Origin of the sequence: Ligilactobacillus ceti DSM 22408 (assembly GCF_000423245.1) — a bacterium.
Classification (GTDB): domain Bacteria; phylum Bacillota; class Bacilli; order Lactobacillales; family Lactobacillaceae; genus Ligilactobacillus; species Ligilactobacillus ceti.
Genome location: NZ_KE383993.1, coordinates 509,486 through 524,127 on the forward strand (window position 1 = coordinate 509,486; position 14,642 = coordinate 524,127).

The following is a 14,642-nucleotide window of genomic DNA, read 5'->3' on the forward strand; positions in this document are numbered from 1 at the left end:
ATTATAATATAAATTCTATTAAAAGTATAATATAAAGTTATGATTTTCTAACTTTTTCTGAATTAAAAAACAGGCTAACTTTTCTACAAAAGTTAACCTGTTTGAGTGCATCTTTTTATTCGCTAAACGCTTTTTCCGGTAAAATTAAGTTTAAAACAATTCCGAATAAAGTTGCTAAAGCAATACTTGTTAATTGGAAGTTACCAAGTTGTAAGTATGTGCCACCAATCCCCATAACTAAAACGACCGATGTAATTACTAAATTCCGTTTTAATTCATAATTAATCTTATTATCAACTAAAATTCTTAAACCATTTGAAGCAATAATCCCAAAGAGTAAGAAAGAAATCCCGCCGATAACTGGACCTGGAATTGATTGAATCAAAGCCGAAACCTTACCACAAAAACTAAAGAGAATGGAAAAGACTGCGGCACCACCAATTACCCACACTGAGTGAACTTTTGACATGGCTAAAACCCCAATATTTTCACCATATGATGTTGTTGGTGGGCCACCCGCAAATCCGGCAATAATACTGGATAATCCGTCACCTAATAAAGTCCGATGTAAACCGGGATCTTTAAAGAAGTTCCGTTTTGTTAATTTATTCAAGACCATAATATGTCCCATATGCTCTGTCATTGTTACAAAAGCAATTGGTGCCATACCTAAAATCGCTGCTGGATACCATTTGAAATCATAGTTCACAAACATCACATCAAATGCTGGCAATGAGAACCAAGATGCTTCCATCACATGTGTGAAATCAACAATTCCCATAAAGAGCGCAAATAAATATCCCGAAACAATTCCTAATAAGACTGGAATCAAACTGGTAAAGCCGCGTAAAAACATATTAAAGATAATTGTAATAATTAATGTAAACAAAGCTACACCAAAATATTTTAAATCGTAAACTGAATTATTCATCATAGCATCATTGGCTGCTGTAGTTGCTAATGATAACCCAATCACAATGATAATGGGCCCCACAACAACTGGTGGTAATAATTTATCAATCCAACTAGAACCATAAAAACTAATAATAATAGCTACTACAACATAAACTAATCCTGCTGCAATCGCACCTTGACCAACTGCTGGATAGCCGTAAGCTTTCATTAAAGCTTGCATCGTCATAATAAAGGCAAAACTTGAACCTAAATAAGCTGGGATCTTAGCTTTCGTACAAATTAAATACACGATCGTCCCGACACCCGAACAAAATAAAGCAATACTAGGATTGATTCCCACTAATAAAGGTACTAATACAGTTGCACCAAACATAGTAAATAAATGTTGCACTGATAACAGAAACCACTGTGGAAATGGCGGTTTATCATGAATATCTAAAACGGCTTCTTCATTACGAAATTCTTTTTTTGTAGTCATAAATTACTCTCCTTTTTTATCTTGTAAGACAAGTTCTTGAAAAAAACTTTTTTCACTCCGAGTCTGGCAAATACAAAAACAATTGAGTAATTTCTGTATTATTTAGACAACCTGTTGGGCTCTCTCTGGAGTCTTTTAAACTGTTGTAAATATTATTTTTTTAAATCTTTTAAAGTGATTTCATCGATACCATCGATTTCTTTCACACAAACGGCTACTTGTTCATTTAATGATGTCGGAATATTTTTCCCAACAAAATCAGCCCGAATTGGTAATTCACGATGACCACGATCAACTAAAACTGCTAAATTAATTCGTTTGGGACGTCCTTGATCCATTAAAGCATCTAAAGCAGCCCGAATCGTCCGACCTGTATATAAAACATCATCGACTAAAATCACAATTTTATTGTTAATATCAAAATCAAGTTGGCTATCTTTGACGATTGGTTCTTTATCTAAAGTACTATCATGACGATCATCGCGATAAAGTGAAATATCTAAAGCTCCGACCGGAATTTGACAATCTTCTAATTCATTGAGTCGTTGAGCAATCCGTTCAGCTAAATAAATACCGCGTGTTTTAATCCCAACAATCACAACATCTTCAATGCCTTTATTTTTTTCGATGATTTCATACGTCATCCGTGTCACAGCACGTTTCATGGCGATTTCATCTGTAATAATTTTTTTCGTCATTTTTTCATCCCTTTCCTAATAAAAAATGCTTAGCCCCATCCCTGAGACTAAGCAGTTAAATTGTCATTTTATGAAATATCTTCATTTAAATTCTGATTTAACTTTTTAGCCTCACGGGACTAATTAAAAGTTTCTTAATTAAATTAACTTTACTGAATTGCATCTTCTTTGTCAAGTCTTTGTAAAGTCCGTTGGAAGATTTCTGGCATTTCTTTTTCAAAAATCAGCTCTTCATCTGTCCCGGGATGTTTAAAGCCTAATTTACCCGCATGTAAGAATTGACCCGCACCAGCAATTGTCTTGCGTGGTCCATATAAAGGATCTCCCACTAATGGATGACCGATATATTTTAAATGAACTCTAATTTGATGAGTCCGACCTGTTTCTAAAATACATTTTACCAATGTATAGTTCCGATAGCGTTTTAACACTTCATAATGCGTTACAGCCGGACGCCCATTCGCTACGACAGCTTGTTCTTTACGTTCCTTAGGATTACGACCAATTGGTGCATTAATGGTTCCTTGATCATATTTCATACGTCCATGAACTAAAGCCACATATTCACGCACATTGGTTTTTTCACGTAATTGTTCCGTTAAAGCATAATAAGCGCGCGGACTTTTAGCAACCATTAATAAACCGGATGTATCTTTATCGATACGATGGACAATTCCTGGTCGCATATCTTCGTTAAATTGAGCTAAAGTCGTATGTGCTAATAAACCATTCACTAAAGTATGATTAGGATGTCCTGGTGCTGGGTGCACGACCATTCCTTGCGGTTTATTCACAACTAAAACATCATCATCTTCATAGACAATATCTAACGGCATGTCTTCTGGTTCCATTTTAATTTCAATTACTTCTGGTTCTTCTAAAGTAATCACATCTCCTGGTTTCACCGCATAACGTGCTTTAGTTTGTTGTTGATTAACCATGACTTTTTGCGCCGTTAATAATTTTTTAATTTGTGAGCGGGTAAATTCTGGAAAAGCGTCCGCTAACACTTTATCTAAACGTCCAGTTTCATTTGTAATTGTTAGTTCTTTCATCATAGTGTGTCATCCTTTGCCATTGCGATTAATAAAATAATAACTCCCACCGTCAGCGCGCAATCCGCTACATTAAAAATTGGGAAATTAATAAACTCTAATTGGAACATATCAATCACATAACCTAAATGAATCCGATCGATAAAATTCCCGATTGTTCCGCCAATCATCAACGAGATACTGACGGCATATAAAATATTTTGATGTTTTCGTTTAAATGCATAACCTAATATAACCAACGCAACGATACTAATAATGAAAAAGAACCATCTTTGGCCAATTAAGATACTCCACGCAGCGCCATAATTACGAATATACGCTAATGATAAGAAATGCGGAATTGCATTCACCGCTGTATTTAAAGCAATATGTGTTACGACATAATATTTTACAAATTGATCAATAGCGACAATCACCGCCATCAAAATTAAATAAATTGGCATTTTGTCTACCTCAACTTTATTATTTCTGTTTAAATATTAATTATACCTTATCTCTCCTTAATTTAGATATAAAAAAAGAAAATATCGCGTAATCTTTAACAAACTACGCCATATTTTCTCGCATTAATTTTTAATAAATACCGGATAATTTACCATCTGCATCAATATCCATACCATCAGCAGCTGGTTTCTTTGGTAAGCCGGGCATTGTTAAAACATTACCTGTTAAAGCTACTAAGAAGCCGGCACCAAGTTTTGGTACAAATTCACGAATATGAATTGTAAAGTCTTTTGGTGCTCCTAAGGCTTTGGCATTATCAGATAATGAATATTGTGTTTTAGCCATACAAATTGGTAATTTATCCCAACCTAACTCAACGAATTGAGCCATTTGTTTTTTAGCCTTCAAACTATATTCAACATCAGAACCACCATAAATTTCAGTTACAATTTTTGTGATTTTTTCATCGATTGAATCTTCAACTTGATAAAGTGGTTTAAAATCAGCTTCATTTTCGCATAAAGAAACAATTTCTTCTGCTAATTGTAAGGCACCTGCTCCACCTTGAGCCCACACATCAGCCACAATTGCTTTTACGCCATCATCTTGACATGCGGCTTGTAAAGCGGCAATTTCTTCTGGAGTATCACTCACAAATTTATTAATCGCTACTACTACTGGGACACCATAACGTTGCATGCTGCCAAGGTGTTTTTGTAAGTTTGCATAACCTTTTAATAAAGCTTCCACATTTGGTTGTTCTAACTCGTCTTTTGCAACACCACCATGCATTTTCAAAGCACGGACAGTAGCGACAATCACTACCGTATCTGGTGATTTACCTAAAGCTGGAACTTTAATATCGAGGAATTTTTCAGCACCTAAATCAGCACCAAAACCAGCTTCAGTAATTGTATAATCAGCTAAACTCATACATGTTTGTGTCGCAATAATACTATTGCAACCATGAGCAATATTTGCGAAAGGTCCACCATGAATAATCGCTGGTGTATGTGCTAGTGTTTGCACTAAGTTTGGTTTAATCGCATCTTTTAATAATAAACTAATAGCACCAGTTACACCTAAATCACCAACAGTTACAGGTTCTTTCGTGAAAGTATAACCAATGACAATTTTACTAATTCTTTCTTTTAAGTCGTTAATATCAGTTGCTAGACACAAGATAGCCATCATTTCTGAAGCAACAGTAATATCAAAACCATCTTCACGTGGAATACCTTGCATCACACCACCTAAACCAACAACAACATGACGCAATGCACGATCATTAATATCTAAAACACGTTTCCAAATCACACGTCTTTGATCAATGTTCAAAGCATTACCTTGAAAAATATGATTATCAATTAAAGCTGATAATGTGTTATTAGCAGCTGTTAAAGCATGCATATCACCTGTAAAGTGAAGATTAATATCTTCCATTGGAATTACTTGTGAATAGCCACCACCTGTTGCGCCACCTTTAATCCCCATCACAGGTCCTAAAGAAGGTTCACGCAAGGCAATCATTGCTTTTTTATTTAAGAGATTAAATGCATCCCCTAAACCAACTGTAACAGTTGATTTACCTTCTCCCGCAGGAGTGGGATTAATTGCAGTTACTAAAATTAACTTTTCCTTTGTCTTTGGATGTTCTCCTTTTAAAGGTAAGGTTAACTTTGCTTTATATGGTCCATATTGTTCGATTTCATCTGAATCTAAATTAACTTTTTGAGCAATTTCAATAATAGGTTTAATTTGAGCGTTTTGTGCAATTTCGATATCTTTCAAAGTTTTGGCGTCCTCTCTGTTTAATCTAGCTACATTATAGCCTAACTCCGAACGTTTGTCAGTTACTGTTCAACGTTTATTTGTGTCTTTAGATAATCATAAAAAACTCGTGCCTTTTTAGGCTTCATTAAAAACGCATAATTTCTAAAACGCGTTTTGATTTTAATTTGATATTTACCAATTTGAAGATCAGTAATATCAGCATAATTTATTTCTTTTTTATTTAAAGGTACAACCGTCTTTAAGACTACTTTATCGTCTAGAACTTGGATTTTACGTAACACAATTTGTAATCCCGCTACGATTAAAAAGAGGACAAACGAGATTACTGTCCAAATTTGAAAAACGGTAATTTCTAACCAAAGAAATAAACTAAACACTAATAACATCAATGTATATGACCAGCAAATTATACTAGTCGAAATGTTAGGTTGATAATAATAATTTTTCTGCAAATTCATCATCCTTTTTAAATAAATGTATAAACTCCCCAAATGGCCATCACAATAATAATAATCACGAAGACTAATTCACGATATGAGAATACGCGTTGATCACGTTGATATTCTTTGCGTGCCCAAATATATACTGGAATTCCTAAAGCATAAACAATAAACGAAATTAAAATATAGTGAATACCTGCAGCGTATCCCATAATTAATGTATATAAGAACGCTAAAATCCCAATCACTAATGCTTTATTACGACTATGTTTATCATGTGTTGGGAATTGATCTTTTCGCCAACTTAACTTAATTAAGAATAACGCACTTACCATGTAAGGGGCAACTGTCATTGTCCCCGTAATCGTTAATAACATTTGATAAGCATTGTGGTTATAGTGTGCCATAATAATAATAATTTGCATCACAACAGTCGCAATTAAGACTGAAGTTACTGGTACATCTTTATTAGAACGTTTCGCAAAAATCTTAGGAAATGTATGATCTTCTTGAGCTGCTCTTTGTGGTAATTCCGCTAACATTTGCACCCAAGAAATCCAACTAGATAAAATCGCAATTAATAAAGCAAAAGTAATTAAATTTCTTCCCCAATTATTATGCCATAAACTCATTAAGATTTGGGCAGTTGATGGTGAAGTCATATTAGCTAATTGTCCATATGAAAATGAACCTAATGGTAATAAATTAATACAAGCAAAAAGAATCGAACAAAATACGAAACCTAAAATGGTTGCTTTAGGGACTTGTTTAGGATCACGAGCTTTCCCAGACATAACAACTGCACCTTCAATCCCACCAAACAACCATAAAGTAATCATCATTGTTTGAAGCCATTGGTGACTAATAGAACCTTTATTTGTATCCATTAAATGTGGAATAGTTTCTTGGGCATTCATATTAGTGAAAAAAGTACCTAAATCAAAGTGCCATAAACAAGTTACGATAAAGATAATCATAATTGTTAAGGTTGTTCCTGTTACGATTTTTTGAATTTTACCTGATGTTTTATTACCACGTAACACTAACAAAGAAATAATCCAAGTAATAATGGAAGCTCCAATCGTTGCTAACCAATTATTCCCACCCGAAAATTCTCCCGGGAAAAAATAATTAAATGTGCTCATAATTAAAACTGCATACGCCACATTCGCAAAACATTCACAAATAAAATAACCCCATGCAGTAAAAAAGCCGACAAAAGGTCCAAAACCAACTTCTCCGTATTTATAAAGTCCTGCAGTTAAATCAGGACGTGTTTCACTTAAAATCACAAACATTTCAGCAATAAACCAAATGCCGACAATCGTTGTCCCCCAAGCTAAGAGTTGCGCTTTTAAACCGGCAACTTGTGCCATGTTTTTAGGCAAATCGAAAATCCCACTCCCAATCATGGCACTCATTACAAGGGCGATCATCCCAAATAAATTTAATTTTTTAATATTCTGTCTTTCTGTTTCCATCTCAAACGCCTCTCGTTTTACTAATATCAATATTTTTTTCTGATCTAAAGATAAAAGTAATTATAACACTAGATATTTCCAAATACTACATTTCAATTCTGAGTTAAGAATATATTAAAAAAGCAACCTTCCTAACGAAAAGTTGCTTAATTTCTAAAGTAATGGCGCGATTAATTTCGCTAATTTACCACTAATTTTCAATGATAGTTTTTCATCTTTAATTGTTTGATACGTCACACGTTCACATTTAGCCATTGTGTCATTAAAATCAGCTGCAATTTGGGAAATATTAGCTGTTTTATACATATAAGTAGCACATTCAAAATGATGATACAAACTCCGATAATCTAAATTAATCGTTCCTACTACTGCTCTGACATCATCACTGACGAAGACTTTCGCATGCACAAAGCCAGGCGTATATTGATAAATTTGAACACCAGCATCTAACAATTCTGCATAATGAGATTTAGCTAAAGAATAAGCTACTTTTTTATCCGGAATTCCCGGTAAAATAATCTTCACTTCAACACCACGTTGCGCCGCAAATTTCAACGCTGTAATCAATTCTTCATCTAAAATCAAATATGGTGTCATAATATGCACATAATGTTTAGCACGGTTTAAAATATCTAAATAAACCATTTCACCAACTTTATTCTCATCTAAAGGTTCATCTGCATATGGTAAGACATAACCAGCCGCTTCTGGATAGCGTTTAGGTTCAATTGCTAAATATTGCGCAAAGTCTTGATCATGTTCATGAATAATATTCCACATTCGTAAAAACATCAACGTGAAATTCTTAACAGCTGGTCCTTTTACTCGGACAGCAGTATCTTTCCAATGACCAAAACGGTGTTCTTTATTAATATATTCATCAGCTAAATTCACACCACCCGTAAAACCAACTTGACCATCGATGACTAAAATTTTCCGGTGATCGCGATAATTATAATGCGTCGAAATAAAAGGGACTAATGGTGAAAAAATCTTACATTCAATTCCCACTGCCGCTAATTTTTCTGGATAATCATGTGGTAAAGCGGACAACTCATTCATGCCATCATACATCACCCGGACAGTCACACCTTGTTGGGCTTTTTTAATTAGCACATCTAAAATATTTCCCCACATATAACCTTCTTTAATAATGAAATATTCTAAAAAGATAAATTTTTCGGCCTTTTCTAGTTCTTCCATCATAGCTTGAAACTTATCTTCCCCCAAAGGAAAATACGTTACTTCACTATTACGATAAACCGGATAATTACCGACTCTTTCTAAATAAGTCGCTAAATTTGCTTCAGCTAAATTATCCGCTGCTAAAGCTTGATATGTTTGCGGATTTTGTTTTAAATCATTTTTCGATAAATTAATTAATTTATCAACTTGTTGTTTTATTTTCCGGTGCCCAAAATCATTTTCAACATAAAGTAATAATAAGGATCCAAAAATTGGCAAACTTAATATAATTAAAAGCCAAGTAATCTTCGCCGTCGGATCCATCCGATTATTAAATAAATAAATCACCATAATAGCATCTAAAATAAATGTTGCCCCTAAAAAGTGGGGTAATAGATTAATAAAATAGGCAAACAAGCCAAATAAAATTACAAATTGAATAATTAACAGTACGAAAATTAAGCCAAAACGGCTAAAAATTGCTCTTTTAAAACCATAATGACCTTTATTAATCAAATGTTTTTCTTCGTGTTTCATTGGTAAACTCATCTTATGCATCACCTTTATTATTCATGATTTCCGAACACACAACTATTAATTAATAATTCAAAAGCTTTAATAGCCTGATATTCTTCCGGATTATCAAAATTCGCAATATCTTCTTTAAAATAATTCTCATCTTGATCGACATCATAGATTGCCAACGGTTCTTGTTCATCTGGTTGATATAAAGCATAACAATCATTTTGATTGATAATAGCATGCTCAATCCGATATAAGTCCGGTAAATTCAGTCCATTATCAGCTAAACTAATGAGATATTCAACTAAAAAGCGTCCGGCGTGTGGGTTTTCATCAAATAACGGCTTAACTTCTTCTTTTAAAGTGATTAATTCTTCTTTTGATGCCGTTAAATTACTCGTTAAATTATAGCGAACTGCATTTAAAATTTTAACTTCTTCATCTTTATATTCAGTTAAATACAAACGATTATTTTCACGTATAATACTTAACCCTTGTGTAAAGACTAATTTATCCGCTTGAACCAACTCATTAATATAGTCCATCGTTTCCCAATCAACTACTTGGGCAAACACGTTTAAGGCTTTGAGAGCTTTACGATCAACTAAACGTAAATACTTTTTATCTGTCACGATTTCAGTCCGATTTTCGATATGAGCAATCGCTTCCCAACCTTTTTTTAAACTCTTTTTACGAAACATATAAATAGTATCTGGGTTATCATTATGCATTCTAAAATTAACAATCGCATAACCTGCTAATAAGCGTATTTTTTGCTGACGACAAGCTTCAAAAAAATGAATCAATAACAAGCGTGTCACAGCATCTTCTGGCGCAGTGGGACAATCCTCTTCTTCGGTATAGAAAATTTTACCTGGTTTTTTAAAATACATTTCTGCAATTTTACGATCCGTTTTATTATCTTCAACCCGTAGTAATTCGTGTTCAGCAACAATCCGACAATCTGGTGGTAAAATGCCTCGATCGATAATAATCACTCCCTTTTAAAATTATTTAACATTATTATATACCATTATTATGGAAATGTCGGTTTCAAACGTTTTTAACCAACAAAAAAGCGCACTACCATTTTGGTAGTACGCTTTAAAACTGATTTTATTCTAAGTTAGCATGTTTGCCATACATTTTATTTGTATCAAGTCCTCTTTTTTCCATAATGCGTAAAATTGTTGCATCAAAGAATAAAAGCATGATTTGTTCAAATAATGATCCCATTGGTTGAATTGTTTTATATTCACCTTGGTCTTGATCTTTTGGTGCACCTGGTAATTGAACAATTAAATCAGCTAATTTCCCAATGGATGAATCAGGTGATAAAGTAACTGCTGCTACTTTGCCGCCTAATTTTTTAGCTTTTTGTGTAATTGGAATTAAAGTGTTTGTTTCACCAGATCCTGTGCAAACAATTAATAAATCATCTTCTGTATATGTTGGTGTAACTGTTTCACCAATTACATAAGCATCAAATCCCATGTGCATCATACGCATCGCAAAAGCTTTACCCATCATACCGGAACGACCTGCACCAACTACAAAAATTTGTTTTGCATTTAAAATTTCATCAGCTAATTTTTCAGCATCTTGTTCAGAAATCAATGGAACAGAATTTTGTAATTCATTAACGATTGTTGTTAAATATTCAACTGTTTTCATTTGATTTAATCCTCTTTTTAAGTTTAGCCTTCGTTAATCATTGCTTTCATTGCTTTAGCAACTTCTTGTTTGTTATCAACTGTTGTGATACCACCACCAACGATGATTAAGTCTGGATGTTGTTCAACAGCTTCTTTAAGTGTATCTAATTTGATACCACCAGCGATAGCTGTTTTAGCATTTTTAACTGCTGCTTTGATTGTTTTTAAGTCTTCAAATGAGTTTTTACCAACTGCTTGAAGATCGTATCCTGTGTGAACACAAATGTAGTCTACACCAAATTCATCTACTTCTTTAGCACGAGCTGCTAAATCTTTAACTGCGATCATATCAACAAGAATTTCTTTACCATCTTTTTTAGCTTCGGCAACAGCACCTTTGATTGATTCGTCTTCAGATGCACCAAGAATTGTGATGATATCTGCACCGGCTGCAGATGCTTGGTTTACTTCATATCCAGCAGCATCCATAATTTTTAAGTCAGCTAAAACTGTTAAGTTAGGGAATGCTTCTTTGATTGCTTTAACAGCATGAAGTCCTTCGTTGATTACGACTGGTGTACCAATTTCAACAACGTCAATATTTTCTTGACCTACTTCATTCACCATATCAATGGCACCTTGAATATCTACTAAATCTAACGCTAATTGTAATTTCATTTGTTAATACACTCCTTAAATTTTTTATGTTTAATCATTTCCGTTCCAGTGTTCTGATTAGAATAGATTTAACATTACTAATATTATAATCTGAATTGATTCAATTTACAATATAGGAACGAGACAAAAAAAGCTAGGTAAATCACTTTACCTAGCTCTTTTCATACAATAACTTGTAACTTATTTTGTTGCGACTAATTTAATGATTTCAATAATCACATCTGTTGCTTTTTCCATTGTTTGAACAGACACATATTCAAAACGAGCATGCATATTTTCGCCACCTGCAAACAAGTTTGGTGTTGGTAATCCCATAAAGGAAATCATCGATCCATCTGTACCACCACGAACTGGGAAAATATCTGGTTGCACGTCAACATTTTGCATAGCTTCTTCTGCAATATCAACAACTGTCATATCTTTTTGGATAACTTCAGCCATATTATAGTATTGATCTTCTAATTCAACGATTACACGTTCAACACCATATTTTTCGTTCATTTGTTGTGCAATTTGTTGTAAGAAAGCTTTTCTGGCTTCAAATTTTTCACGGTCATGATCACGAATAATATATGTCATTTTAGCAGCATCAACGTTTCCTTCAATCGCAAAGCCTAAGAAGAAACCTTCACGGCCATCTGTTTTTTCAGGAACTTCACCAGCTGGTAACATACTATCAAATTCCATTGCTAATTTAATTGCATTCACCATAATATCTTTAGCTGATCCGGGGTGAACATTTTTACCGATAAATTTAACTTCAGCTTGAGCAGCGTTAAATGTTTCGTATTGTAATTCACCTAAAGGGCCACCATCAACTGTATACGCGAAATCTGCGCCAAAATCATCAACTTCAAAACGAGTTGCACCTTTACCGATTTCTTCATCAGGACCAAAACCGATTTTAACTTCACCGTGTTTGATTTCAGGATGTTGAATTAAATATTCCATCGCTGTCATAACTTCAGCAACACCGGCTTTATCATCCGCACCTAATAAAGTTGTTCCGTCAGTTGTAATTAAATCTTGACCTTGATATTTTTTAAGACTAGCAAATTCAGCTGGTGATAAGGAATAACCACTGTCACCTAATTTAATTTCAGAAACACCATCATAATTTTCGATAATTTGTGGTGCCACACCAACTGCATTAAAATCAGCTGTATCAATATGTGCAATAAAACCAACCTTTTTAACATCTGTATCATCATCTAAGTTACTTGGTAAAGTAGCTAACACATAGGCACTTTCTGGAGAAATCCGGACATCTTGCATCCCGATATCTTTAAGTTCTTTAGCTAAATCTTGTGCAAATTCAACTTGTGTATGTGTTGATGGAACTGTTGTTGATGTTTCATCAGAACGTGTTTCTGTTTTAACATATTTAATAAAACGTGGAACTAAGTTTTGATAGTTTTTCATAATTGCATCTCCTTAAATTAAATAAAGATAAATGGATCAGTATTAACTGTTGATATCATTATATCAAAATTCCAATCATTTTCAGCAGACCATTTGTTAAAAATTTTCAACATTTCTGGTTTGCAGATGGATTCAATGTAATGTCCTGGATCTAAAACACTTAATCCGCTGGCCAACATATCATGTCCTGTATGGTATGTGACATCGCCCGTAATATATAAATCGGCACCTTTTTTAACAGCAGCTGGATAGAATTTACTACCACTACCACCTAAAATAGCGACTTTTTTAATAATTTTATTTTTTTGTTGGCTGATCAAACGTAAACCCGCTGTTTGGAATTTACTTTGACAAAGTTCACCACACGCTTGTAAAGTCATTGGTTTTGGTAATTCACCCACACGACCTAAAGCATATGTTTCGCTGCTATCATTTTCCAAGGCGAAAATATCATAAACAACTTCTTCATAAGGATGAACCGCTAAAATCGCATCAATAACTTGTTGTTTATTCTTTTCTGGAATCACGACTTCAATCTTTTGTTCACGAACTTCTTGCATTTTACCAACTTCACCAAAAACAGGTTCGGCACTTTCGTTGGGAATAAATCGACCTAAACCAGTCGAAGTAAAGGAACAACCAGTATAATTACCGACTTCACCAGCACCTGCTTCTTCTAAAGCTTCAAGTACATGACGAACATGACTTTCTGGTACATAAACTACTAACTTACAATTTTTTTGACTATGAACAGGAATTAAATTAGTTACATTTTCTAAGCCTAAACTTTTAGCTAACCAATCATTCATCCCACCATTAGTATTATCTAAATTAGTATGAGCTGCATACACAGTAATATTATGCTTGATTAATTCCGCATACATTTTATTTTGCGGATCACTCAAATCGAATGTCTTAATCGGTGAAAACATCATTGGATGATGTGCAAAAATAAAATCAACATTATTTTCAATTGCTTCTTGGACAACTTCTGGTCGCACATCTAATGTGATCATCATTTTATGCACTTCTTGATTTAAATCACCAAGTTGTAATCCAACATTATCCCATTTTTCCGCTAACCATTTCGGTGCAAATTTCTCAAAACGAGCAACAACTTCACTAACCTTAGTCATTTAGCATCCCCTCAATTTCTTGATATTGCGTTAAGAGCGCTTCTTTTTTCGCAACTGGCATGTTTTTAGCTTGTTCCAATTGTTTTAAAACAGTTTGGATTTTAGCTTGTTCACTTTGCCATTTTTTGATAAAAATTTCACCTTTATTTTTACGTAAATAAGGCCCAAAAGTCAAATCAGCTAAACTTAATTTTTCCGCTGTTTGTGGTGCATATTCAGCAACAATAATTTCATAAATATGATGATCTTCTTCTAAAATTTCTTCATTTAAAATACGATAACCATGATCAACAATCCATTGGCGGACATTTTTTTCACCAACATTAGGTTGTAATACTAAGAGGGGATGATTGTTTAATTTTTCTGGATTAGCATTCAAAATTTCAGTAATCAAAGTCCCTCCCATACCACAAATTGCGATTGTATCAATTTGATCTTCAGGGTGAATCGCTGCTAAACCATCCGCTAAACGGACAGTAATTTTATCGTTCAAATTTTGTTTTTTGACTTCGTGACACGCATTTTCATAAGGTCCAGGGACAACTTCACCCGCAACCGCAAAAGAAATTGCATCATTTAATAATAAATAAGCTGGTAAATAAGCATGATCTGAACCAATATCGGCTAAACGTGCTCCTTGCGGGATGTAGTTAGCCACTTTTAATAAACGTTGTGATAAATTATTAGAATCCATTGATATAACACTAATTTGCAATATACATTTAAAATGATTGTATAT

14 protein-coding genes are annotated in these 14,642 nt (G+C 33.9%); all 14 read right to left on the reverse strand.

All coding sequences use genetic code 11. The features are described from left to right. Positions 1–115: 115 nt before the first annotated feature. Complete coding sequence (locus tag G540_RS0105355) at positions 116–1,393, reverse strand: solute carrier family 23 protein (protein WP_027107242.1); 1,278 nt, start codon at positions 1,391–1,393, stop codon at positions 116–118. A 152-nt stretch (positions 1,394–1,545) separates the two neighbouring features. Continuing rightward, on the reverse strand, positions 1,546–2,091 hold the full coding sequence (gene pyrR / locus G540_RS0105360; protein WP_027107243.1) for a bifunctional pyr operon transcriptional regulator/uracil phosphoribosyltransferase PyrR: 546 nt from the start codon (positions 2,089–2,091) through the stop codon (positions 1,546–1,548). Positions 2,092–2,240: 149 nt separating this feature from the next. Further along, the gene (locus G540_RS0105365) at positions 2,241–3,146 is read right to left on the reverse strand and encodes an RluA family pseudouridine synthase (RefSeq protein WP_027107244.1); all 906 of its coding nucleotides are present in this window, start codon (positions 3,144–3,146) and stop codon (positions 2,241–2,243) included. Next, positions 3,146–3,589, reverse strand: a complete 444-nt coding sequence (gene lspA, locus G540_RS0105370; RefSeq protein ID WP_027107245.1) for a signal peptidase II — start codon at positions 3,587–3,589, stop codon at positions 3,146–3,148. The genes G540_RS0105365 and lspA overlap by 1 nt, the downstream gene beginning before the upstream one ends. A 130-nt stretch (positions 3,590–3,719) precedes the next feature. Continuing rightward, positions 3,720–5,381 carry a formate--tetrahydrofolate ligase gene (locus G540_RS0105375; RefSeq protein ID WP_027107246.1) on the reverse strand — a complete coding sequence of 554 codons (1,662 nt, stop codon included), beginning with the start codon at positions 5,379–5,381 and terminating at the stop codon, positions 3,720–3,722. A 62-nt stretch (positions 5,382–5,443) separates the two neighbouring features. Further along, on the reverse strand, positions 5,444–5,836 hold the full coding sequence (locus G540_RS0105380; protein WP_027107247.1) for an EbsA family protein: 393 nt from the start codon (positions 5,834–5,836) through the stop codon (positions 5,444–5,446). A gap of 14 nt (positions 5,837–5,850) precedes the next feature. Further along, on the reverse strand, positions 5,851–7,305 hold the full coding sequence (gene hdcC / locus G540_RS0105385) for a histidine-histamine antiporter (RefSeq protein ID WP_027107248.1): 1,455 nt from the start codon (positions 7,303–7,305) through the stop codon (positions 5,851–5,853). A 153-nt stretch (positions 7,306–7,458) separates the two neighbouring features. Beyond that, positions 7,459–9,003 carry a cardiolipin synthase gene (cls, locus tag G540_RS0105390; RefSeq protein ID WP_420865049.1) on the reverse strand — a complete coding sequence of 515 codons (1,545 nt, stop codon included), beginning with the start codon at positions 9,001–9,003 and terminating at the stop codon, positions 7,459–7,461. A 53-nt stretch (positions 9,004–9,056) separates the two neighbouring features. Continuing rightward, complete coding sequence (locus G540_RS0105395) at positions 9,057–10,010, reverse strand: hypothetical protein (protein WP_027107250.1); 954 nt, start codon at positions 10,008–10,010, stop codon at positions 9,057–9,059. Positions 10,011–10,128: 118 nt separating this feature from the next. Continuing rightward, a complete protein-coding gene (gene hxlB / locus G540_RS0105400; RefSeq protein WP_027107251.1) occupies positions 10,129–10,686 on the reverse strand; it encodes a 6-phospho-3-hexuloisomerase in 558 nt (185 codons plus the stop codon). Positions 10,687–10,709: 23 nt separating this feature from the next. Next, positions 10,710–11,345, reverse strand: a complete 636-nt coding sequence (hxlA, locus tag G540_RS0105405; protein WP_027107252.1) for a 3-hexulose-6-phosphate synthase — start codon at positions 11,343–11,345, stop codon at positions 10,710–10,712. A gap of 180 nt (positions 11,346–11,525) precedes the next feature. Further along, positions 11,526–12,767: a peptidase T gene (pepT, locus tag G540_RS0105410; protein WP_027107253.1), complete on the reverse strand. Its 1,242-nt coding sequence runs from the start codon at positions 12,765–12,767 to the stop codon at positions 11,526–11,528. A 17-nt stretch (positions 12,768–12,784) separates the two neighbouring features. Next, positions 12,785–13,903: a Nif3-like dinuclear metal center hexameric protein gene (locus tag G540_RS0105415; RefSeq protein WP_027107254.1), complete on the reverse strand. Its 1,119-nt coding sequence runs from the start codon at positions 13,901–13,903 to the stop codon at positions 12,785–12,787. Continuing rightward, on the reverse strand, positions 13,896–14,597 hold the full coding sequence (locus tag G540_RS0105420; RefSeq protein ID WP_027107255.1) for a tRNA (adenine(22)-N(1))-methyltransferase: 702 nt from the start codon (positions 14,595–14,597) through the stop codon (positions 13,896–13,898). The genes G540_RS0105415 and G540_RS0105420 overlap by 8 nt, the downstream gene beginning before the upstream one ends. Positions 14,598–14,642: the final 45 nt, after the last annotated feature.

Coding starts and splice junctions, on each gene's coding strand:
- G540_RS0105415 (WP_027107254.1), bottom strand. CDS start 13,903: ATGACTAAGGTTAGTGAAGTTGTTGCTCGTTTTGAGAAATTTGCACCG.
- hxlB (WP_027107251.1), bottom strand. CDS start 10,686: ATGAAAACAGTTGAATATTTAACAACAATCGTTAATGAATTACAAAAT.
- G540_RS0105365 (WP_027107244.1), bottom strand. CDS start 3,146: ATGAAAGAACTAACAATTACAAATGAAACTGGACGTTTAGATAAAGTG.
- G540_RS0105420 (WP_027107255.1), bottom strand. CDS start 14,597: ATGGATTCTAATAATTTATCACAACGTTTATTAAAAGTGGCTAACTAC.
- hdcC (WP_027107248.1), bottom strand. CDS start 7,305: ATGGAAACAGAAAGACAGAATATTAAAAAATTAAATTTATTTGGGATG.
- pyrR (WP_027107243.1), bottom strand. CDS start 2,091: ATGACGAAAAAAATTATTACAGATGAAATCGCCATGAAACGTGCTGTG.
- lspA (WP_027107245.1), bottom strand. CDS start 3,589: ATGCCAATTTATTTAATTTTGATGGCGGTGATTGTCGCTATTGATCAA.
- G540_RS0105355 (WP_027107242.1), bottom strand. CDS start 1,393: ATGACTACAAAAAAAGAATTTCGTAATGAAGAAGCCGTTTTAGATATT.
- pepT (WP_027107253.1), bottom strand. CDS start 12,767: ATGAAAAACTATCAAAACTTAGTTCCACGTTTTATTAAATATGTTAAA.
- hxlA (WP_027107252.1), bottom strand. CDS start 11,345: ATGAAATTACAATTAGCGTTAGATTTAGTAGATATTCAAGGTGCCATT.